Annotated in this window: 24 protein-coding genes; 11 read left to right on the top strand and 13 right to left on the bottom strand. The window is 36.0% G+C overall.

The window, feature by feature from the left end:
• Positions 1 to 83: 83 nt before the first annotated feature.
• From PK943_00900 to PK943_00890, 3 genes are all read left to right on the top strand, one after another.
• Positions 84 to 1,265, top strand: a complete 1,182-nt coding sequence (locus tag PK943_00900; protein HRN77774.1) for a branched-chain amino acid transport system II carrier protein — start codon at positions 84 to 86, stop codon at positions 1,263 to 1,265.
• A 125-nt stretch (positions 1,266 to 1,390) separates the two neighbouring features.
• Positions 1,391 to 1,927: a hypothetical protein gene (locus PK943_00895; GenBank protein HRN77773.1), complete on the top strand. Its 537-nt coding sequence runs from the start codon at positions 1,391 to 1,393 to the stop codon at positions 1,925 to 1,927.
• Positions 1,928 to 2,003: 76 nt separating this feature from the next.
• Positions 2,004 to 3,053, top strand: coding sequence for a hypothetical protein (locus PK943_00890; protein ID HRN77772.1), 1,050 nt, complete (start codon positions 2,004 to 2,006; stop codon positions 3,051 to 3,053).
• Positions 3,054 to 3,064: 11 nt separating this feature from the next.
• Here PK943_00890 and PK943_00885 read toward each other — a convergent pair whose 3' ends face one another.
• Complete coding sequence (locus tag PK943_00885) at positions 3,065 to 4,816, bottom strand: CTP synthase (protein HRN77771.1); 1,752 nt, start codon at positions 4,814 to 4,816, stop codon at positions 3,065 to 3,067.
• A 98-nt stretch (positions 4,817 to 4,914) separates the two neighbouring features.
• Positions 4,915 to 6,186 carry a nucleoside transporter C-terminal domain-containing protein gene (locus PK943_00880; GenBank protein ID HRN77770.1) on the bottom strand — a complete coding sequence of 424 codons (1,272 nt, stop codon included), beginning with the start codon at positions 6,184 to 6,186 and terminating at the stop codon, positions 4,915 to 4,917.
• A gap of 687 nt (positions 6,187 to 6,873) precedes the next feature.
• Between PK943_00880 and PK943_00875 the strand changes: the two genes are divergently transcribed.
• The 3 genes from PK943_00875 to PK943_00865 all read left to right on the top strand — a co-directional run bounded on the left by PK943_00875 (position 6,874) and on the right by PK943_00865 (position 8,300).
• Positions 6,874 to 7,416 (top strand): hypothetical protein, encoded by a 543-nt coding sequence (locus PK943_00875; protein HRN77769.1) that lies wholly within the window; start codon positions 6,874 to 6,876, stop codon positions 7,414 to 7,416.
• 107 nt (positions 7,417 to 7,523) lie between these two features.
• The gene (locus PK943_00870) at positions 7,524 to 7,670 is read left to right on the top strand and encodes a hypothetical protein (protein ID HRN77768.1); all 147 of its coding nucleotides are present in this window, start codon (positions 7,524 to 7,526) and stop codon (positions 7,668 to 7,670) included.
• A 51-nt stretch (positions 7,671 to 7,721) separates the two neighbouring features.
• The gene (locus PK943_00865) at positions 7,722 to 8,300 is read left to right on the top strand and encodes a hypothetical protein (protein ID HRN77767.1); all 579 of its coding nucleotides are present in this window, start codon (positions 7,722 to 7,724) and stop codon (positions 8,298 to 8,300) included.
• 138 nt (positions 8,301 to 8,438) lie between these two features.
• Here the strand turns inward: PK943_00865 and PK943_00860 are convergent, their stop codons facing one another.
• From PK943_00860 to PK943_00835, 6 genes are all read right to left on the bottom strand, one after another.
• Positions 8,439 to 8,897, bottom strand: a complete 459-nt coding sequence (locus PK943_00860) for a hypothetical protein (protein HRN77766.1) — start codon at positions 8,895 to 8,897, stop codon at positions 8,439 to 8,441.
• Between the two features lie 113 nt (positions 8,898 to 9,010).
• Entirely contained in the window at positions 9,011 to 10,093 is a 1,083-nt protein-coding gene (gene prfA / locus PK943_00855) for a peptide chain release factor 1 (GenBank protein ID HRN77765.1), read from the bottom strand.
• Positions 10,094 to 10,111: 18 nt separating this feature from the next.
• Complete coding sequence (gene rpmE / locus PK943_00850) at positions 10,112 to 10,318, bottom strand: 50S ribosomal protein L31 (GenBank protein ID HRN77764.1); 207 nt, start codon at positions 10,316 to 10,318, stop codon at positions 10,112 to 10,114.
• A gap of 107 nt (positions 10,319 to 10,425) precedes the next feature.
• Complete coding sequence (locus PK943_00845) at positions 10,426 to 12,153, bottom strand: cation:proton antiporter (protein HRN77763.1); 1,728 nt, start codon at positions 12,151 to 12,153, stop codon at positions 10,426 to 10,428.
• A gap of 103 nt (positions 12,154 to 12,256) precedes the next feature.
• A complete protein-coding gene (locus PK943_00840; GenBank protein HRN77762.1) occupies positions 12,257 to 13,081 on the bottom strand; it encodes a hypothetical protein in 825 nt (274 codons plus the stop codon).
• 17 nt (positions 13,082 to 13,098) lie between these two features.
• The gene (locus PK943_00835; GenBank protein HRN77761.1) at positions 13,099 to 13,605 is read right to left on the bottom strand and encodes a hypothetical protein; all 507 of its coding nucleotides are present in this window, start codon (positions 13,603 to 13,605) and stop codon (positions 13,099 to 13,101) included.
• Positions 13,606 to 13,737: 132 nt separating this feature from the next.
• On the opposite strand from PK943_00835, the gene PK943_00830 reads away from it, so the two are divergent.
• Both PK943_00830 and dps read left to right on the top strand, forming a co-directional pair.
• Entirely contained in the window at positions 13,738 to 13,953 is a 216-nt protein-coding gene (locus tag PK943_00830; GenBank protein ID HRN77760.1) for a hypothetical protein, read from the top strand.
• 8 nt (positions 13,954 to 13,961) lie between these two features.
• Entirely contained in the window at positions 13,962 to 14,444 is a 483-nt protein-coding gene (gene dps / locus PK943_00825) for a DNA starvation/stationary phase protection protein Dps (GenBank protein HRN77759.1), read from the top strand.
• A 44-nt stretch (positions 14,445 to 14,488) separates the two neighbouring features.
• On the opposite strand, the gene PK943_00820 is transcribed toward dps, so the two are convergent.
• From PK943_00820 to PK943_00810, 3 genes are read right to left on the bottom strand one after another with little or no spacing between them, the layout of a single operon-like run.
• On the bottom strand, positions 14,489 to 15,622 hold the full coding sequence (locus PK943_00820) for a phosphatidylinositol-specific phospholipase C domain-containing protein (GenBank protein ID HRN77758.1): 1,134 nt from the start codon (positions 15,620 to 15,622) through the stop codon (positions 14,489 to 14,491).
• A 5-nt stretch (positions 15,623 to 15,627) separates the two neighbouring features.
• Complete coding sequence (locus PK943_00815; protein HRN77757.1) at positions 15,628 to 16,332, bottom strand: hypothetical protein; 705 nt, start codon at positions 16,330 to 16,332, stop codon at positions 15,628 to 15,630.
• Positions 16,333 to 16,356: 24 nt separating this feature from the next.
• Positions 16,357 to 16,698: a DUF1622 domain-containing protein gene (locus tag PK943_00810; GenBank protein HRN77756.1), complete on the bottom strand. Its 342-nt coding sequence runs from the start codon at positions 16,696 to 16,698 to the stop codon at positions 16,357 to 16,359.
• 122 nt (positions 16,699 to 16,820) lie between these two features.
• On the opposite strand from PK943_00810, the gene PK943_00805 reads away from it, so the two are divergent.
• The 3 genes from PK943_00805 to PK943_00795 all read left to right on the top strand — a co-directional run bounded on the left by PK943_00805 (position 16,821) and on the right by PK943_00795 (position 20,456).
• A complete protein-coding gene (locus tag PK943_00805; protein ID HRN77755.1) occupies positions 16,821 to 16,991 on the top strand; it encodes a hypothetical protein in 171 nt (56 codons plus the stop codon).
• A 71-nt stretch (positions 16,992 to 17,062) separates the two neighbouring features.
• Positions 17,063 to 18,127: a choloylglycine hydrolase family protein gene (locus PK943_00800; protein ID HRN77754.1), complete on the top strand. Its 1,065-nt coding sequence runs from the start codon at positions 17,063 to 17,065 to the stop codon at positions 18,125 to 18,127.
• Between the two features lie 151 nt (positions 18,128 to 18,278).
• Positions 18,279 to 20,456 carry a hypothetical protein gene (locus PK943_00795; protein ID HRN77753.1) on the top strand — a complete coding sequence of 726 codons (2,178 nt, stop codon included), beginning with the start codon at positions 18,279 to 18,281 and terminating at the stop codon, positions 20,454 to 20,456.
• A gap of 44 nt (positions 20,457 to 20,500) precedes the next feature.
• On the opposite strand, the gene PK943_00790 is transcribed toward PK943_00795, so the two are convergent.
• The gene (locus PK943_00790; protein HRN77752.1) at positions 20,501 to 22,114 is read right to left on the bottom strand and encodes a hypothetical protein; all 1,614 of its coding nucleotides are present in this window, start codon (positions 22,112 to 22,114) and stop codon (positions 20,501 to 20,503) included.
• A 219-nt stretch (positions 22,115 to 22,333) separates the two neighbouring features.
• A complete protein-coding gene (locus tag PK943_00785) occupies positions 22,334 to 23,662 on the bottom strand; it encodes an MBL fold metallo-hydrolase (protein ID HRN77751.1) in 1,329 nt (442 codons plus the stop codon).
• Positions 23,663 to 23,779 lie beyond the last annotated feature (117 nt).

The raw sequence follows: 23,779 nt of genomic DNA, 5'->3' as shown, positions 1-23,779 counted from the left end.
CATGCGATTAGCCAATATTATGAGCATGTGTTAAACTTCTACTCTTTTTAATTTTTAATACTCTTTTATCTACAGGAATATACATGAAAACTATACGTATAGAACACATTGTTGCTACTGGCTTGGCTATATTTTCAATGCTATTTGGTGCAGGAAACTTAATATATCCACTACAAGTTGGTGTTGAATCAGGAAATTTAACCGCTTTTGGGATATTTGGCTTCCTGATTACGGCAGTATGCTTACCGGTAATTGGGCTCATTGCTATGTTACTTTTTGATGGTGACTATCAGTCATTTTACTTGCGATTGGGCAAACCTATTGGCCACGTACTCTTATTTGCATCAATAATGATTATTGGACCAATATTGGCAATTCCACGTATTACAACTCTATCTCACACTATGATTGCACCTTTTTTGCCGACATTTTTACAAACCATAACACCGCTTACATCTTTCATTTTTGCCTTATTATTTTTAGGTACTACATTCTTAGCAACATACAGAGAAAATCAGATTGTAAACATATTGGGTAAGTACATTAGCCCGCTTCTTTTGCTCTCACTCATTATAATTATTGTTTCCGGTTTCTTTACCGCAGAAAATATTGTCCCGACTACTAACACTGCATGGCAAATTTTCAAAACAAATGCAGTACGCGGATATGAAACATTAGACTTGTTGGGTGCTATATTTTTTGCTGCTATCGTATTAACTATTTTGAAGCAAACTATTGGTACCGGGCATAGTGTAGGTACTTTAGTGCGAGTCGGCCTGCAATCTGGTATCATTGGTGTATCATTATTAGGCCTTGTTTACATTGGCATGAGCATGCTCGGGGCATATCATGGCCATGGCTTATTGCATATCAATGCCGGTGAACTATTCCGTGAGATTTCTTTTGGCATACTTGGCAATTATGGGGCATTACTTATAGGTACTGCAGTACTTATGGCATGTCTTTCTACATCAATAGCATTGAGTGCCGTAGCCGCTGAATATACACACCAGGTAATTTTCAAAAACTCAATAGATTATGTTCATGCATTAATGATCGTACTGCTTGCATGTATACCACTTTCTACCATTGGCCTTGGCCAGGTACTCAAACTGACTGCTGGACCAATTGTATACATTGGCTACCCAATTATTATTGCCCTTACCTTCTGCAATATTGCCTATAAAATGTGGAACTTTAAGTCAGTTAAGCTACCTGTATTTCTAGCATTTATTGTTGCATTGATCAGTTACGTCTGGTTCTAATCGGATGTTGTAGAAACATAATTTGCATGATAGACTACCAACTATATAATTTAGAAAGCATTTAAGTTCTCATTGAAATAGTAAAACGTGAGTTTAACCATTTTTTTTAATCGGGAGATTTATCCATGAACACAGTAATCAAAAAAAGTACGCTTTCTGGCATCATATTGAGTGGCCTCATCTTGAGTAGCATGCCGGCTCAAGCAGCATCAACATGTGTTCCTTCGGCAAACAAAGCTACCTTAATCGCTTTAATCATCGGTTCATTCATCGCTATGACCCGTGATCACAAAACCCCAAATTATGATCTTAAAAAATTAGCTCAAGTAGATGAAATTTTAGGTAAAGAATACTGGGAAAACGTATATAACTGTATCATGGATGGTTTAATTGGTGCAACTGACCGTGACGGTTCATTGAAAATTAAAGTTGGTGATAATAAAATCAGTTGGTCACCTAATCAAAAAGCATATGGAGTTTTAGGCAGTACTTTAAGCTTTGCAGGCAGATCAATTAAAGAAATGGATAAGCTTGCAGGTGTGGTAATTGGTGCATTCATACTCAAAGAAGCTCTAGAAAAATCTGAAGATACAAATCCTAAATCATTACTAGACATCATCAAATCTTTCTTTGTAAAAGTGCAAGGTAAAAAGCTTGCATAAAAACAATAGATTATAACTTGAATATTAAAGGGACGGAATAAAATCCGTCCTTTTTTTGTATACAAAGGACTAGTATATGCAAGCACCACTCATTGTAATTATCTACGATGGTTTGTACAATTCCGTCTTTGACGGTCAAGTATTACAACCGCTCATTGCACATAGCCAACTCTATCAAGATCAGCCACTATATCTTGTTTCTTTTGAACAAGAATCTGCAACAAAACTGTTGTCTATCAACAATAAACTTGCTCACCATGCCATTCAACTACACATACTTAAAAAATTCCCTCTTATAAACACCATGAGTTTATGGCTTGCAATCTGGCAACTGCGATATTTTCTCAAAAAATTTCCTGCCTACGAACTTAAAATTCGTGGGCCACTTGCCGGATTCATTGCTTTACATGCTATGCAAAAAAATGCATGTAAAAACATACGTATCCAAGCTCGCGGTCTTGCTGCAGAAGAATACATGTATGACCGTAAAGTTCCTAAAAACACATGGTTATATACATGGCACCATTATAAAGTAAGGCTGTTACATACTGTAGAACAATTTGTATATAATACTGCCATGCAAAAGCACAACAATATAACTATTGAAGCCGTTAGCCCTGCGCTCAAAGAACACCTTGTGCAAGCATATCACACACCTACTGCACGTATTACCATTGCACAGCATGATATTCCACCACTAGTTGTACCTGCACAAAAAACACTGTGGCGCACAGCAGTACGGCAGCAATTGAATATCATGCAAGATATGCATGTGTATTGTTATAATGGTTCAATAAAACCATGGCAATGCCCACAAGAAGTTCTCGAATTTTTTAGGCATAAATATGCACAAGATAAAAATAAGTTTTTGTTAATTCTAACACAAGATATACAGCAATTTAAAAAACTTATACACGAGTACCAACTTCCAGAACATTCGTATCATATTGCTACAGTGCCACATGATAAGATATATCACTATTTATCTGCATGTGACACGGGCATTATATTTCGCCAAAAACATATCGTCAATTGGGTTGCACGACCAACTAAAATACTTGAATATCAAGCAGTAGGATTAAAAATCGTACACAATAATACTATAGGATATTTGTCGCAAAAATAACTTTATTACCATTATATTTGCAATTCCGTATAGTTAGAACTTGGTAATTGTTCCGTATGTATTTGCATATCTTGTTTGGAACGCATTATAGCGTGCTGCTGGCATGCAACCACAAATTCTTTAAATATCGGGTTTGGATTCGTAAATCGACTCGTAAATTCTGGATGAGCTTGGGTAGCAATAAAAAACGGATGTCCTGGTAACTCTATGAATTCCATTAACACCGTACTATCTTCTCGTCGATAATAACCAGAAAATAACATACCTTTTTCTTCAAGCTCAGAAACATATGTTGGATTTACTTCGTAGCGATGCCGATGACGCTCACGTACAAAAAAACCATTGTTATTGTGCTCAAGCCGACCAGCTTTCTCATATAATTCAAAAATACGCGTACCACTTTTGACTAGGGCTTCATATTCCCCTAAACGCATAGTACCTCCATAATAATGATCATTGAGGTATTGTTGTTGCATAGGCAGCAAATCTATCACCGGATACGGAGTTGATTTATTTACTTCAGTGGTATGTGCACCATGTAATCCACATACGTTACGCGCAAATTCAATGACAGCAAGTTGTAATCCGTAACACAATCCCACATACGGTATATTGTTCTCACGCACATATTTAATTGCTGAAATCTTTCCTTCAACACCCGTATTACCAAAACCACCGGGTATTATGACACCATCAAAATGTGATAATTGTTCTATCGTATGTGGTTCCTGCTCATAACGCTTTGCATCAATCCATGTGATATCAACAGTAGCATTAAGTTCTGCGCCTGCATGCATTAATGCATGACAAATACTTATATAACTATCTGTCAAACTATACGCACCAACATCCAAGTATTTACCAACTACCGCTACGGCAACTCGTCGTTTGGGCGTACGCAGACATGTAACACGCTCTTTCCAACTAGACCAATTAGGTTTATTTTTACTTGTTAATCCCAATGTTTTCAGAACTTTTTCACCAAGTTGCTGCTCTTCTAAGTCCAGCGGCTGTTGATACACTGTTTCAATATCACATGCGGCAATAATATTTTCTGAAGCGACATGAGAGAATATTTCAATTTTTTTTCTACGCACATCATCAATCGGATATTCCGAACGACAAATAATAAAATCGGGCAATATTCCTTCCTGACCAAGCAATCGTATAGCTTGCTGTGTCGGCTTTGTCTTCATTTCACCAATATGGTGTGGTACCGGCAAATACGTAACCAAAATATGCGCCATACTATCTTGTCCCAACTCACGTTGTAGTGTTTTGAGTGCAAACAAAAATGGTACATTTTCATAATCACCTACCGTACCCCCGATTTCTATAATCGCAATCTCATGCCCTTGCGCTGCTTGTTTGATACGATAAATTACTTCATCAATAATATGAGGAATAAATTGAACCGTTTGACCAAGATATTCGCCCTTGCGTTCACGATCGAGAACTGCTTGGTATATTTGGCCGGTAGTAATGTTATTTTTACGTGAAATATCTTCATTAATAAATCGTTCATACGTTCCCAAATCTTGGTCGATTTCTCCACCATCTGCCGTTACCCAGACTTCACCATGTTCGGTAGGCCTGAGCGTACCTGCATCATAATTAATGTAAGGATCTACTTTGATCAAGGTAGTTTTATAGCCATGCTCTTTTAAAATTTTACCTAGAGAAGCTGTGGTAACTCCCTTGCCTACACCAGAAATAACACCACCGGTAACCACAATAAATTTGGTTTGCGTACTTTTATTCATTACTTTCCCAACATGTGTAATTTGGATCCTTTTGTTATTCAACTTAGCAGATCCATAGACATTGTCCACGAGTTCATAAACCAGATTAAATCAATATATTATAGCAGCAACCCCGCAACCATCGCGGACAAAATATTTGCAAGTGCCGCACCAAATACCGTGCGAAATCCAAATTCAGTTAATATACTACGTTTTTGTGGTACAAGCGCACCAATACCACCGATCTGAATTCCTATACATGAAAAATTAGAAAATCCACATAACGCATATGTTAAAATATCAACCGTACGTTCAGATAGTGGCATAGTAACCATCTGACTATAAGCAACTACCTCATTTACCGCAACCTTAGTACCAATTAATTCACCAGCAAGTAAGGCCTCATGTCCCGTAAACCCAAGCAAATAGCCAAATGGTGCAAAAAGATATGCAAAAATGAGTTCAATAGTAATAACAGGTATCTGCCATGCCACACCAAGATACATAAATAATGTATTAATACCATGTGTGGTAAAACCTAGCGTATAATTAATCAATGCAAGTAATGCTAAAAATGAAATTAACATTGCTGCAACGTTGAGCGCCAGTTGCAAACCATCTAAAGTACCAGCAGCAATAGCATCAAGTACATTTGTTGCAGTATCCTCAAATTCAGCTGATACACCCGCCATAGTTTTTGGTTTCTCTGTTTCTGGATACAAAATTTTAGCAACTACAATAGAAGTAGGGATTGCCATAACGCTTGCAGATAATAAATGCATGGTAGGCACGCCCATAGAAGCAAACACTACTAAAATTGCACCACTAATGGTCGCCATACCACTAATCATAACCACTAGAATTTCTGACTTGGTCATAGTAGGTAAATAATGACGAATTAATAAGGGAGCCTCCGTTTGCCCTAAAAAGCTATTAGCAATAGCACATATTGTCTCCGCACCTGAAGTACCAAGTAGTGGGCGAATCACATAACTAATAACACTTACAGCTTTTTGTACCAAACCAATGTGAAATAAGAATGCCATAAATGCACCAAAAAAAATAATAATAGGCAGTACTTGAAATCCAAAAATAAAGCCCCACGGTGAATCTGGATTTACTAAGCTTCCAAAAATAAACGCCGATCCTTGTCCTGCACATATATAGAGAGCACTTACCAAGTCAGCTATGGTACCAACAATTTTTTGACCTATGGTCGTCTTGAGCACAAAAAAACCAATCAAAAATTGCATTAACAAACCATTGAATACTAATTTGTAATTAATTTCAGAACGCTTTGCGGATGCACCCCACAATAAAGATAATATGACCGCAATACCAATAAGATTCATCCATCGATTATATTCAATCAAGTAATCAAGTAATAGCATAAACGCCCCTAAAAAGAAGATATTTAATTTTGGAAATATCTCAAAAGTGTACATGTTTTTGAACTGTTACGCCAGCCATTTAGTACAATCAGAACTTTCAACGATTAAGTGAAACGGCTTGCACACCTCCAAATAAAGATTTTATGCTAATTATTTTACATGGAGAGTAGTATATATGAGATATTTATGAAATAAAATATAGCTGAAGGTATATTCCGATTTTAGTAGTAAAAGCCTTTTGTATTAAGAAAGATTACATAAATTGTGTGCCTATAATGATTACAAATTGAAACATGATTTTTGTTGCACTGGCATACTATACAGGGAAGTTGTTGCACAAATTTTTACCAAAGTTTCTTATTGAATATTTGTGTTTGTTGCGTTTTATCATTTTTGGGTAAAAAGCAACACTTTTTTTCTATGTGTAACAATTGTTTTATATGAAATTCATGTATTAATTAATGTTATTTTTTCTTGAACTTTTATATAAAGTTCTTACAATCAAAATAATGCATCTATAATTATGAGAGTTGCATAAGAAGCCGAAAGCGAGGCATGTGAGCATAGATAAGATTAAGTGAGATTTCGTAATTGAAGCAACAGTAGAAATAGTTCAATAGTACGTAGAGTAGAGTACGGAAAATATTGAACGCGTAGCAGTGTATTATAATCATTACGGAGTAAACTATGATGTACAAAAACAAATGCATAAAAGCATTAATCTTGTTACTCATCTCGTCTAGCCTTATTCAGGCAATGAAAATCGAAAAACAATCTTTATTTATTCCTGCACGATTGGGAGATATTTCAGTTACCCATGATCAAGATTCATTTCATGTAACACATGATGGCCAAACAACCACGGTGAAAACATGGCAAATGGATAAAGAACTGCGTGGTGTTTCTCAAGATAAGCTTGCTAAATTGCTGGCTGCAGGGGCATATCTTCAAGTGAATCAATCAGGCAACAATGATTATACATTGAAGTTGCAACAACGTTTAGTTGGTGGTGGTCTTTTTGGCGCTAATGCAGGATTTTTTATTGGTAAATTTGCTGTACATTTTGTAGCACATGGAGCAATTACCGCAGTAAGTTTATTAACTGGACCTCTTGCGCCGGCTACAGCTGCTGGATTAGAGGCATGTTTATTGCCATTCATAGAAGGGGCAAGTAATGTTGTGGGACTTGGCTGTGGCATAGTCGGTGGTGTTGCAACTGGTCCAGTGTGATAACTATGTGGTATTGGTATGAGATATTTGTAGCTATCTTGCTGATACATATTGTTGTATATTGGCGTATATATTCACAGTATTTCTTTGGTAATGAAGGGTAATATATGTCACAATTCATGCACTGCATCATTGGCATTGGATTGTTTAATCTAGTTTGGCATATGTATCTTAAACATTTACCACCAATGCATGCATATATAAAAGACCAAAAACATTTGATAACAAAAGTGCTAGCTAAGATATTTGGCTAAATCAAGAGGGGGGTTCCTTATAGGAGCCTCTTTTTTATATGAAAGAACAATATGCCCAAGGATTTTGATATTTTATGTGAAAAATTGGTAATTTGGGAGTTTCTTGCAGAAAAAGGGCTTTATCAGAGTGCAACACTTATATACCCTGACCCACCAGATTGTGAATTTAAAAGTGGTGATAAAAGTGGTTGGATAGAAGTTACAAAGGCTATCTATAGAAAATTTAATCGAAAAAAAAGCATATTGAGCGGAAATAAACAAGAAAATAATAATCAATTATGGTACGATTTTACGGAAACAGATCTTGAGTATTATGAACAATCCAAACAAAAAATTGTAGAAAGTATCATGAAAAAGGATAATAATTCTGTTTATGATTCATCGATTGAAAAATATGGCAAAGGTGATTTATTATTACAAGTTGATGATTTCTATTTTTATCCCAAAATAAATCTAGAAAATATCACAAATCCAGATCATTATAAGCACCTCGAATTAAAAAGATTTAAAAGGGTCTATCTTTGGACCTCATCATCTTCCCCTTATCGATTAGTTGGTGTAAGGGTAATCTTGACACCAGAGATATTAATGGGATATAAAAAATTTTTTTTACTAATAGGTGAGGAATAATAGAAAAAATATTTTAATAGTTATACGTTAGCCTCAAAGTTGGAAATGCCGTTTCAATATGAGTTAACGTGATAGTAAACTCAAGTTTTACATTACAGACTGTATCCAAAAGCCACAGCCCCTTTTTACACAAAAAGATCACTCATTAATTCGAGATATACATTGTACTAATTGGCAAAATGTATTTTCTTCTCTTCTGCTAGCACGTGCTGAAATAGATTTTCTTGATCGTACCCGGACATGTTGTTTGACTACATTAACAATAGCTGACATATTATCCAAAATAATTTCTATATTGGGAAATTGAGCATACTGATATAATATATCGAACAGTATATTTTCATGCACACGCATTTCATATAATGCTTTTTCTAATTCTCGTTTTTCATGCACTTGAGGATCCGTAGAAAAAATATCTTGCGTATTAATATCAAGCATATTTCTATAATGTATTTCTGGCTCTATACGTGCCTGTCTGGCATGTACATAATTACAGGTAGCGTTCAAAAATCCTTCAGCTAAAAGACGCCGGTCTGCTGTATGCATTGCAACTATGGTATTCATGAACATTAAAAAAACTAAATGTATAATTTTCACCCTATTCCCTTTATATGTAAAAACCATACAAAATCATAACAAAAATGATATGAATAAAAAAAGCCACTGACAATGCAGCGACTTTTATTTTTATAATTCACACGAATAGAAAATTATTTATATTTTGCTAAAAATTGTTCTTTACGCATAGTACGCTCACGCTCACGTAATGCATCAATGATCTCACCAAGATCCCCTTCTATCACCCTATCGAGTTTTTTGAGCGTTATATCTACTTGATGATCAGACACACGGTTTTGTGGAAAGTTGTATGTACGCACTTTTTCTGCACGCATACCAGTACCCACTTGCTCTTTGCGCATTTTACTCATCTCTTCTTGTTGCTTTTCAATCTGAGCAACTAAAAGTCGCGATTGTAAACGCTTGAGTGCCTTTGCTTTATTTTTATGTTGTGAGCGTTCATCTTGGCAACTGACTACTTCACCGGTTGGTATATGCGTAATACGCACGGCAGAGTCGGTCGTATTTACATGCTGTCCACCAGCACCACTAGCACGGAACACATCAATACGTAAATCCGATGGGTTGATTTTTACATCAACCTCTTCTGCTTCGGGCAACACGGCAACCGTCGCTGTTGAGGTATGTACGCGGCCTGAGGTTTCTGTTGCAGGCACACGCTGTACGCGATGCACACCTGATTCATGCTTAAAGTGACCAAATGCCCCTGTACCTTCTATATGCAATACTACTTCACGATAACCACCCAGATCTGTATGGCTTTCACTTTCTATTGCAGTACGCCAACCTTGCTGTAAGGCATAATTAGTGTACATGCGTAATAGATCAGATGCGAATAACGCTGCCTCTTGGCCACCTGCACCTGCACGAATTTCTATGAACACCGAACGATCATCAAGCTCTGCTGGCGGAGCCATAAAATTATCAAGCTCATGCTCCGCTTGTGCTAATTGACTTTCAAGGTTAGCAACTTCTTCCCGAAACAACTCTGCCATTTCTACGTCTTGTGACTGTGCAGCTTGCGCTTTGGTATCGGCGATTTGTTGTTCTAAATCTTTAATTTTTCTGTATTTAGTAAGTAACGCCTCAAGATGCGAAGATTCTTTCTGCATCTCTTGGCGCTTAACTCTATCGAGATTTTGATCAGTAAGCGCAGCCAACAAATCCTGTTGTCGTTGCTGCATACGCTCCCATAGTGCTAATTGGACTGACACAATGAGTACCTACCTTACTTACTTTTTTTTATTTGCGTATTTTTTCTGGAATTTTTCAATACGACCAGCAGTATCAACGAATTTTTGATCGCCAGTGAAGTATGGATGGCATTTAGAACACAAGGTCATATTAATTTCTTTTTCGGTAGAACGGGTTCTAAAGGCACTGCCACATGCACATGATACGGTAATTTCGTAAAGCTCTGGGTGAATCTCTTTTTTCATAGCTCATTAATCCTTAAAATTGACTATTTGAAACTTTAGAAAGGTATTTTTTATTGATTATAAGTATTGCTTAAAATAGGGTACTTGTAAAGACCTAAGCCCGTATTTTAAATAACACTGAGCCGTGCCACATCAAGATCTATTGCCTCTTTGACAATACGTAGTATGTCATTAATATGCTCTTTATTACCCTTAAAAATAATCCCTTCATCGGGACATAAAATAAGTTTTACCTGTAATTCTTCTATATTGACTACTTTACGCCCCTGACTCATGCTTACTGTTGTTTTATAGGCTCCACCCGCACTCAATCGGCCTACAATGATATTAAACATTTGGGTGGTCCCTATTACCGGGAAAACCCCTATATTCATAGAAAAGTCTTCTGCATTTTTACCTGCCTCCAATTGAGCCAGCCAATGAAATCCAACGCCTAACATAATAGGTGCTGCTATGGTAGTCAGTACAATCACCATCACCGTAATGACATATTGATACGGAGAAATTACTTTTGAACCATATAAAACAGTTGCTACAACCAAGCCAACCTCACCCCGCGCTACCATTGATGCCCCAAATAAATAGGTATCAATCCAACGCCAATGATAAGCATTACGTTGGTACCACCAATTGCTCAAAGCAGTCGCCATCCAACAACCTATCAATTTGGAAACAATAGCTAATAACAATAATAATGCAACAATAAGCCATGCTGCTTTATCCAATATACTAATATCAATTTGCAATCCAATAGAGCCCAAAAAAAGTGGCAATAATATAGCATGGACATACGGAGAAAAAACTTTTTCTGCACGATGACTTTCATCAATACGGCGGTGAAACAATCCCGCAAAATATGCACCAGTAATACCTGCTAGGCCGCCAATCAATTCGGCACCTGCAAAATATAAGAGCATTTTTGCATTTGCAACCGGTGCAATCAGGTGTGTATAGTGATGTTTTTTTAGCCACTGCATAATAAAAGGAATTATCCAATAACCTGCACCGGCTATCACTATTAATGTACCAATCATATAGACCAATGCGCTTACTAATCCTACACTGTGGCCAACAGCCAAATTACCAACCGCACCAAACATGCCTGCCTCTGCCACTATGAAAAACACTGATAATAAAATAACTGCAAAAATATCATCTATAATTGCAGCACCCAACATTGCTTTTGAACTTTGTAAGTACATTTTATTATAGGCAAACAACATAGCAACAGGAATAGAAACGCTCGTAGCTGCAAAAGCAAGACTTATACCAATTGTTTCTGTTAAACTCCATTCGACTACACTCCCGTAATACATAGCTATTACAGTTAAAAATATAGGAAACAACGCGCCGAAAATACCTGCCGTTATTGCGGTTACACCAATCTGGTAGATATCACGAATATCAGTCTCATTACCAGCAATCCACAATAAATATGAAACGGTTAATGCAGAAGATATAAGTACAATAACAAAAACAAATAAGTCAGATGATGCAACTGAATATACTTCCCATGTATCATACTGTACCAAACGCAATGGTGCTGCGAAATATGACCAACCAGGCATATTCAAGAGCGATGGACCAAGTATAATGCCACCAACAATTTGCCCGGCAATAGATGGTAATCTAAATAATGAATTTAATATCCTACCAGCTGCAATAGTACCCATTAAAAGAAGCGCTACAAACAACGCAAACTTGGCAACAAAATGTGGGTTAAGAGCACTGCTCAAAAGTCCCATAGGTATAGACAATGGCTCAGACTGCGCCATGCAGGTAACATGAGAAAACAGAACAAGGAAAATACCCATCAAATATTGATAGCAATTCACAAAGAACCTTTCTGTATAAAACAATAATTAACCACAAGTTTTTATTGAATCCTATACAGAAATGGTATCATGAAGTCCAATGATTACCAAGAAAATAATATATTTACGCTACCACTGTATATAACCGAACCTGTGCATGTTTTTCGTCTTCTGGATTTTGGCATAATGCAACGAATGTACTATTAGATTTTTCTAAAAATCTTGCTTGCACAAACATATAGGGTTCTTCTATAGTATAGGATCCTTGTTTGCCTGTTAGTACATCCATAACCTCTATACGTTGATCTCTAATGACCAAAATTCTATCTTGCCGATAACGCACATCGGTTATACTATCACCGCCTGATAGTAATATCGGACGTTGATGTTGATGATGGCGCGGATCCGTAAATATAACTTTTATATGATCATGTTCCCGTATAACTACCACAAAATTTGTTTGGTCCCAAAACATAACCTGTTGCATACGATATGTATTCCAGCACTGATAAAAGGTATGGTAATTCTCACGCACCGTTACTTCAGTTGCACGCTCAATGTTTTTTTGCAATATATCAACTGCATATATATGATTTTGAGTACCCAATAAACATACTGCATCATTCCATAGAAATAATGGTGTAAACGCAAATTTATTCAATTCACCGGTTATGTTTATTTTTTCGGATACCATCTGCTTCAAATCAATATGCATCAAACATTTATTCTGCTGACAATACAGCAGTAATTCAGTCCCATCTTTTTTTTGGTATATATGCTGTATTTTAATGTCATGCAACAATACCATGTCACGTACATATTGTAACCTATTGGATACGATGTATAACCCATTATCTTGATTATTAATTACTATGTTGCCAGGTATATCTTCTAATATGTACGCATTCAAATGATGAATATCAAGCATTACTTCTTGCATAATTTTCATATAACTTCCTTTGCTAGCTATGCCATATATAACATAATCAATGCCATAATTCCCATCACTACATCTTCTGCTAAGGTTACATAGGTCATAGGAATTTTAAAGACAGCACCTAAACATGCGCATACAATCTTTTTTCCTTTTGCCAACTCAAGACCAACACCTATGCTACTGACAAACATCAATATAAAGGTAATCACATTCGTTGAAAATAATTGAAACCTGGTCAAATATGCTATACCAAGCATCAGTTCTATAAATGGATATATATACGCATATACCTTACTACGTTGTGCAACGATATCATACATGCGATACGCTTCAACAAACCCATGCAAATTAACAATTTTAAATAAACCAAAGATAACAAAAAATGCACCCATAAAATCTGACATAGCAGTATACATATGCCAACCATACCACCATTGTTTACTAACCGTGAATAAAACAATGAATCCAAAAATACTAATTAATGGCAAGAAATCTTGTAATATATAACTATGTTTACTTGATTTATGATTGTTCATAGCATTCTCCTTTATAGCTCGTATTATTCTTCGTTTATAGCATAATAATGCGTAGCATTACTACCTATTGCATTAAAGATATTATTTTCAGTATTATTAAATTAGAAAAATATTTAAAAAGGGGACCCTCTCATGAATAAATATGTAAAAATACTACTTATTGTACTCATTGTATTAGTAAGTGCCTATATCACATATGTGGTTTATAATTATGTGGTACAAGATGTAACACAACGCGTACGCAAAGGCGTATCTGAAGGCGTTAGTGAAGGAATAGGTTCTGGTGTAGGTGGACTACTCAACCCACTAACATTACCGAAAAAAATGTTTACCCCTCCAGCTAAATAAGGAAAAAAATGAAATTGCACACGACACGTATGAGTTTACCGGAAAAAGATCGTATTGAAATTATTGCAATGCTCAATAAATCACTCGCATCTACTAGTGATCTTTATGCACAATGCAAACAAGCGCACTGGAATGTAAAAGGACCAGAATTCATCTCACTACACAAGTTGTTTGATGAAATCGCTGAACAAATAGAAGATCAGGTAGATATTATAGCAGAACGCATCACAAGCTTGGGTGGTACCGCCTTGGGCACATTACAAGAAGCAGTTCAAAATACAGAATTACGTGTATACCCAACAAATATTTTTGCAGCTAAAGATCACGTTGAACATCTAGGACATAATTTTGCTATTCTTGGCGAATTATCACGTAACAATATTGATGCATCAATAGAAATTGGCGATCAATGTACGGGCGATTTGTACATTGAGCTTACCCGTTTACTTGATAAAAGCTTATGGTTCATAGAAGCATATATGCAAAAATAATCATCCATTCTAAAAGGCCTACCGTAGACATAGTAGGCCTTATTCTATTTTTTGGCACGTTCCATATTTATGCGTTGAACCAAAGCAACAAAATCAAAATTGGTATACCAATCGATTGATATGATATTTACTTTGCTCAAAACCCCCTGGTTCCGCCAAGTATTTATTAATTTAACTATTGTAGGGTTTGCTTGTTCTGCTAACTCTTCGAGCGAATCAATAGCATCTGTACGCCCTGGTAATAACACCCCAAAAATCTCTCCTGCTTGTCCTTTTACAATAGTTTCTATTTGAGGAGTCAGAGAACACCCTAAATCAAAAAAGTTAGCATCAGATTCCGGACGTTGAGTCAGGGCTTCAGTCAATTTTTGTTTAAAAATACTTAAATCAGTTGTATTCGGCCACACCGTATGTATAGTATTGTACGACCATAAATAATCATTTTTTAAGTAGTTGTTATCACCATACAAACAAACAATTTGCTTTTTGGTGTTCCAGATATCTTGTAGGGTGCTCGTAGTGGAAATCTTTTTTCTTGAAATTAAGCAATCACCAAGAACAGTAGAAACATCATGTATTAATCGCGCATGCCTATCTTGATCCATGTTTACAAAAATTTTAAAGCTAACAACAACGATTTCTTGAGGATATTGCTCGGCAAATTCTTTAAACGCCTGCAATACATCATCTACATTTGTACTAAAAAGACCATGATGAATTTTAAAACGATCATCTTCATCATCATAGCCTGGACGCAAATCAAAGTAGCGAATCCCATCTACTAATTGCTGCGCAATCGACGTTGATTGTGCTTTTGCCCATTTTGCGGCTATACGTCGTACCAAACTACTTTTGGAAAATAATGCTTCATGTGCTTTTATTAAATCTTTTAAAAAAGGTTCTTGCGTGATATTGGGAATAAATTTCGATTCCTCAGTTATATCACACGTACCTGCATCATGCGTTCCTGGTAATACTACTCGATTTAATGGCACGGTCGCTATTTGTCCTGCCATGTCTGCCATCCAAGTAGTATGTCCAGAACGTTCTGTCAAATCTGTCTGTATAACTTGAGGCGGTTGTGTCTTTTTAAAACACGATTGAGTTTTACCTGCATATAAATTACTTAAGTTACTTACCACTACCACACATACTATGCACTTAATAATATGTTTCATATTACTCACTTCTTTTTTAGTGTATATTTTAATGACCGCGCACCCGATACAACTAATGTATCAGCACTAATCTCATCACCAGGCACTGGAATTTCTCTGCATACTTTTTCAATTATTGGCACAAGCCCAGATGAACCCACCTTCAATTGTGTCCCTTTGTAATCAAATACTCTAGATGATCCTACATTTTCAACAACATTGCGGGTATTGTGCACTGCTATATAACCCAATGAAATATGTGGGCGAAAATTTATAAATTTCTTGACTGCTATATTTTTCGCACGTAATGATGTAGTAATAATATCAATTGCTTTTCGCAATTTTTTTGATTCCTTAAGTGGAAACACAATAAATGGAATTTTTTGTCCTAATAGAATAGGATGACTTTGTATATATATATCATCTATAGGAACTATACGTTGTGCCGCATGTTGTAGCGCAAGTTCTAAATCAGCATATTTGTCAGTGGGCATATTATCTATGTATACCAACGTAATATGTAATTCTGTTGCCGTAACAAATGTTAAACCATACGACCTGAAAAATGGATCCAAATCACGCACCAATAATCTTTGATTTTCCTTTAATTCATTTGCCAAAATAGCAGGGATGGTGATCTCTACACGTATATTTGCATTGTCACGTGCATACATATCACATAGCATAATAGACGCAACTAACACTACATATCGCACAATTATACTGTTCATATTGTTACCTTTCACGACCAATCATTATTTGGTGCGCTGTACAGTCTTCAACTCTTCCAATTCCTTGGTCAGAAAATAACTTAAAATTGTTCTGATAACTACAATAATTGCTAATAAGCCTAAGTTATAATAATCAGGAGCAACCAGTGACCCAATAATGTCTGCGCCTACCATAAATTCAAGACCAAGAATTACACTGTCGCCAAATTGTAGACGAATGTAATTCAAATCAAACGCATCACGCAATACAAACAACGCTAACTGATACAGTGAACGCAATGCACCTAAACAAATAACAAGCACACCAATTGATCCAATAATCGCTCGCATCAGGTGCAGGACATTATCAGGAAGTAACATATTCATATTAGTACTCCTTAATTTTTTTATATCATTTGTATGTCCATAATAATATATTGACAAATCTATATCATCATTTGATATGATTGCTAGTGTTACCGGTAAAAAAAATTAAAAAAGGAAAAAAAATGCATATAAGTAAACAATTACAAGTCATAATTGTTGTGGTAGTAGTTGCCTTGGTATTACTTTTTGTATTCCGTAGTTGCCAACAAGTAGAAATTAAACACAAAAGCACCGATGATAAAAGCAAGTTCTCTTTAGAACTTGAAAGAAAAGAACCAAGAAATAATCAATAAAAAAAAGTTACATAAATCTATTTTAAAAAAGCCCTCTATATATATAGAAGGCTTTTTTACATTGGAGCATTATGAAAAAATTACAAATCATCCTTCTGACTTGTTGTATATCCATCAAATTATTTTCATGTACCGGTTTATTTCTAAAAAACACACAAAATGGCTACACCTATGGGCGTACATTAGAGTTTGGCCAGGACCTACAATCTGATATATTATTTGTCCCCCATGCATACAACTTTGCAGCACCTACCCCAACAGATGATCAAGGGGGTCTTTCCTGGCAAACTAAATATGCTGCTATTGGTACCAACGCCTTTGGGTTTCCCTATTTTGTAGATGGCGTTAATGAAACTGGCCTTGCTGGTGGTTTTTTTTATTTTCCCGGATTTGCAGAATACCAAGAAGTTTCTCCTGATAAGTATGATAAGTCCCTGCCTATGTGGATGCTCCTCACTTGGATGCTTACCACTTGTTCCAATGTTCAAGATATAAAAAACACCTTACCAAACATATACGTCTCAAAAGCAAATCTACCTGGCAAACTAGGTCTTCCACCTGCACACTTGATCATACATGATGCAACCGGTAAAAGCTTAGTTGTTGAATATATAAATGGAAATTTGCACATGCATGATAACCCGCTTGGTGTTATCACTAATTCCCCAAATTTCGATTGGCATTTGATCAATTTACGTAATTACATTCATCTTTCTCCAATTACCACACAACCGAAAGACATGGGGGGCATGACCTTTGCATCACTCGGACAAGGCACCGGGATGTTGGGGCTCCCCGGAGACTTTACACCACCATCTCGCTTTGTACGCATTACCACATTTACCCAGGCAGCGCCACAAGCATCAACAGAACTTGAGAGTATCTATCAAGCATTCCACTTGCTCAATAATTTTGACATTCCCAAAGGTACCGTCAAAGACCACAATGGTCTTACAGAATATACACAATGGACAAGTGCAATAGACATGAAAAACAAAGTATATTACATAAAAACATACGAAGCATTTCAATTGCAGAAAATCGACCTCATGAAGCAAAAGTTTGATGCAAAAAAATATCAAACATTTTCTCTGAACCATCAAGATGTGATTCATGAAATAATTGGCAAGAACTAATCAAAAAGGCAACTCTCAAAACCCCTACCAGGTAACCTACATCTCCTCTTGTACAATTTTATAACAATATATTGACTATTTACAATTAGAATTAATATATTAATATAAGGATATAGTATACAGATTTATCTTTCTGAATCATGGGATGTTTATGGGGAATCGGCATTGTAACCCAATATATATATATATTACCTTTCTTCTTACATTTCTATTTTCAAACTGCATGGAAAAAGAAAGTCCTGCCCTACTCGATCCCAATACTGCTCCAGAAAGACCACTCAATGCTATTATTATATTCGATAAAGGTTCTACTGAAAATACTTACACGGGGGCCATGGCATTGCGCTACCACTTGCAAGATGCACTCAGGCAAAAAGTAGCTCCCATACTTGTAACCGGTTCAATTTTACACAGTTTTCATACGAGAAGAACAAAAGCAACCCAAAAATTAAAAAATGACCCATCTTTTATAGAAAAAATACAAAATATAGTCACCGAACAAAAAAAAGTAGAACAAACAGTAGATGATATCAACCATTCAATTACGGATCTTCAAACAAAAATAACAAACATACTCAAAGATGCCGCACAAAATCCACACTATCAAACACAACTTGCCCAACTCTATACAGAAAAAATAAATTTAGAGGCCAAAAAAATAGCGCTCAACAAACAATTATCTCTGGAAGGCACACATACCGATAAAACCATAGATCTTATCAATTTATATTGTGCTCAAGTGGTACCGTTTAATTTTAATGAATGGTACGTGTACAAACACGTAAAATCAGATATTTATCTTTTAATACCACAATTATATAAACAATATCTTAAAAATAATTGGCAAGCTATACAAAAAAATAATCAGAAAGATATAACAAAAATTACACAAAAAAATGGTATTACTGAGCAAGAACTGATGTTGGGATTTATGGTAGATCATACCAATATTTTAATACCCATAAAAAACATAGAAGAACTAGATAAACAACTCAACAATACATGGGGAACTCTTAAAAGGAAACTATTGATGCCTAGCATTGTATCGGATTTTATGAATCTCGATACCATACATACAATTGATCCATTATTATCATTTTTTGTTACTTCCCACAAATACAACCCTTTATATGGCCTATGGAATATATATCTTATTGGCCATGGCTTAACATCATTATTACGATTTGAGTGGACTATAAATAATCTACGTGCTCAGAGCTATGGTGCTTATATAGCTGGCTTTACCGTCCCTGAATTTAATAAATTTATCAAATTCTTACACAATAACATTCATACAAGCTTTTTTTACTGGATGACATGTTATGGTGGTGGTTACAACTTAAAGCTCGTAACTGACATGTTACAGCACCTAGAAAATGCACAAAAGCTTGAAGTTGAACAAGTCCCTTCGCTCAAAACAAATACACACAACTTTATTGCCGCATCAGGTGCATTAACTGATGCCCCAACGGAACCTGCAGACATCGTGGTGTTATTAAAATCATGCTTGAATGACCAGAATGTAATAGATTTCAAAACTTTTTTTGATACATTGGCAGTACTAACCCATGATATTGCACAGAGTAAACAAACACTAGCTCGTATGCAACAAGTAGATCCAACACGCCGAGAACAACTCATCAAAACGCTTCTGCTGCCTGATATGGTAAAAGCACTCAAAGCCGTTACGCCTACTCAGTTAGAAACAAAAAACTGGATATATTCAACCCCATCTGTTTATATCCCTGGGCATAAGCAATTCAAAGTTCCAGGATTTGATTATAACATTGCTATTTTTGATAAGAAATACTTATCCCTTTATAAGCCATATCCATTATGGTTATTTAATAAAAGTGCTGTTTTACTTTATGAACCAACGGTTGCGAATGTTATTACTATAACTGCTGATCAAGAAATACCATTATTAATTTCTATGATTCCTGGTAATGCAATACATAATTTAAATACTCTGGTATTCAGGAGAAGTGATGGCACACTTTACTATTTACAATACATTTTATTTCATTCATTTTTCAAACCAGAAGTAGTCTACGATAAGATATTTAAAATTAACAAAATCCAAAATATAATATTCGATGATCAAAAATCAAATAGAGTATATGAGGTGGAGAATGTAGTTATTCACCGATCTGGTACCATATCAGGTTATACCGGTACTATTATTTTTACGACAAAAAATGCAAATAATGACCATAATACATTCTTCAAAGGAACATGGACCAACAAAGGAACCATTGACTTTGAAGAAATCAATGCTAATCAGTATGCAAAAGAAAAAAGCAAAATGCTTAAACAGTTCGAAAAATAAAACCCGGCTTTTACACCGGGTTTACAATAGTCTCTATACGTAATTTATGATAAATGCAAACATTGCACCTGTTCATGAACATCAAATAGCGTATTTAATGAACCATAGTGCGTTGAGGTCAAGCTCACTACATGGTACATACCAAATAACTTAGCAAGTGCTTCTTGTAGATATTGAAGCCCACGTTCGCGATTGGTGCTTGTATATGGCTCATCAAGCGCTACAAAACAAAAACCATTACTGTCCTGAGTTGTTTTTAAGATAGTGTCTACACGCATGCACTCTGCATAAAAACGTGAAGTTCCTTCAAAAATATTATCTTCTATAAAGCGATATGTACAAATATGTGTAAACGGTGTTAATTCAAAATATTCAGCAGGAACAATACCTAGCGTCTGTGCAAGTATAACCGCATGCCCCGTACCATTCAGGTAGGTTGATTTACCAGCACCATTATCTCCCGTGATAAATATATGTGTGCCGCGCACAGTAGAGATATTCCATCCTCTGACTTGTTCCTTATTAATAAAAAGATGGCGAACATTTTTTCCTACTATTCGAGGAGATTCAGTAGCAGCAAATGTAACAAAACACCACGTATCTGATTTTGTGGTGTTTTTGAGCAACTGAGCGGATCCAACCCATACATCAATATCACCAATAGCATCCGCTAAAAGTAATAATTCATCGCGTGAATCTCTATATGCATTATATGCAGCCAGTACATTACCTACGTTGTTAAACACACGAGCCTCACCGGTAAATGTAGTACGCTCCAATAATTGGAACAAACGCTTGCACGCATCAGAACAAGTAGCAGACGATCCAAAGAAGTTATCTAATGTGTTATATGCCTCTATCATTGCAAAGTTATTATGCGACTTTTGTAATAACGCATATAATTCTCGAGACTTCCGCACATACGCCGCAATATGAATCATCTCATTTTGCAAATATTTCATCATCTGAGCACGGTGCCAAATATCGGCACCCATATCATACAACCCCGGTACATGTAAACCCCAGTGGAGCACCTGTACCCCATAATATGAAAGATCACTTACTTGTTCATGATCTTTTTTGTGGCTATGCTTCTTTTTGTGATCATGTTTTTTGTGACCATGATCATGATGCGAACAATGCTTATGAGAAGCAAGCAAATCAATCCCCATATGTAAAGCAATGTGTTCTGCAAGCGGTGCACACAATCCTACAATGTGGGTTATATATCCAAAATACAGCGCATATGCTGAGGTATTAAATTTTTTCAATACAGGCCAAGAAAAATATACGCGATCCAAAACCTTCTCAACCAGTGGATCTTTTGCAATGTGTTCATGTAAAGAGAACTCGTGCTGAGCCAATTGGTTTAACAAGTCCTTGAGTGAGGTATGCAGCACCTCGTGATCACGCAAGTGCGCAATACATTGTTGTCTATTTCTGAGCACATCCAAAGACGCGGTCGGGTTCAAAAACAAATTATTTAACCTATTACGACCACTGAGTGTTATGGTGTTATTAACCATATCACCAAGCGTTTTTCTATCCGTATGCTTTAGGTCTAAATCAACGTATGTTTTCTGATCTATAACCACCTGAGCAGCAGCATTGCATGCCATAAGTACAGAAAGTACCAAAGAACTCCATTTAATATTCATGACTAAAATTCCTCATTAAATTATCAGAATGACCCCATTTTCAAGAATGTGCGATGCTCTCTACCCAGGCCATAGGCCAACCTCATGCCATTAACTGGGCCTTATACAAGCAACGAACGTTACTTTAAGGTTAGTTTGTTTTAAAAAATAGTCAAAATTGAGTAGCAAAAACCCGAGTTTCTCAGGACTCGGGTTAAGATTTATAATGTACCGAACCATTTAAACTAATTCAAATGATTCTGCATATTTTGGGATAACTACCTGCCATCCAAAACGTTCTTTAATTTTCTTTTGTAACGATTCCGACGCTTGTATTTCACCATGGGTTAGAAATACTTGTTTAATATGGCCAAAAGAACTAAGCCATGCCAAAATCTCATTATAATCAGCATGTGCAGAAAGCATATCTAGCTTCTTTATATCTGCACGCACGGGATATGTCTTGCCATCTATCCCTATCTCTCGTGCACCACGTACTAAATCACGACCTCTGGTCTCATCTGCCTGATAACCCACAAAAACAATAGTATTCTTGGCATCAGAGATAAAATGTTTAAAATGGTCCACAATACGGCCGCCATCGGCCATTCCACTGCCCGCCACAATAATGGCACTCCCCTTCATACGATCAATGTGCTTTGAATCATCAATATTATGTATGTACGTTGCAATACCAAAAATATCTTCACATAATTTTACTGAAAATTTATGCTCATCGGGGAATTCACAATATAAATCTGTCACTTTAATAGCCATTGGACTATCTAGAAAAATAGGAATATTCGGAATAGTATGTTTTTGTTTCAATTGATATAAATAATATAAAACTTTCTGCGCTCGCCCTACAGCAAATGTAGGAATAATAATCTTGCCACCTTTTTTCACCGTTTGATTAATAATGTCTCGCAACTGCTCTATCGGATCTCCTATATCATGTAACCGATCACCATACGTTGATTCCAATACTAAATAATCAGTATGTTTGAGTTGCGGCGGAGATTTCATAATTATTTGGTCCGGTCGCCCAAGATCTCCGGAAAAGGTCAATGTAGTATTGCCATCCGACAACACAATAAATGACGATCCCAAAATATGTCCGGAACGAATTAATGTGCAGGATAATGAATCACTTAATACAATTGGTGAGTCATACGCAACCGTCTGAAAATACCTCAGTGATTCTTCAGCTTCCTTTCGCGTATATAATGGCTTTTTATGTTCTTTTTCAGCATTATTTTCTTGCACTGCCCCACTATCAATTAACAGAATACGACATAATGCATACGTTGCTTTGGAACAATAAATTTTTCCCTTAAAACCATTTTTAACTAATAATGGTACATATCCCGTGTGATCTATATGCGCATGCGTAAGTACAACAGCATCAATTGTTTTTGGATCAATCGGCAATGGATCCCAATTACGTTTATTAAGTTCTTCATTGCCCTGAAAAATCCCACAATCAATTAAAACTTTTGTATGCTCGTGTTCAACCAGATATTTTGAACCAGTCACATCTTCTGTTGCACCGAAAAAAGTTATTTTCATAATAGCTACTCTCATTTTTAAAAAGTAATCTGAACTATTTATATACCTAGATATAAAAAAATTAAACAAATAAGAAAATCTGCATCTATAAGAAATAGTTTTTGCATATTTAAAAAG

It is taken from the genome of Candidatus Dependentiae bacterium (assembly GCA_035445995.1).
Classification (GTDB): Bacteria; Babelota; Babeliae; order Babelales; family Vermiphilaceae; genus DAOMRS01.
Note: the sequence above shows the minus strand (reverse complement) of the source record. Positions and strands in the feature narration are given on the sequence as shown.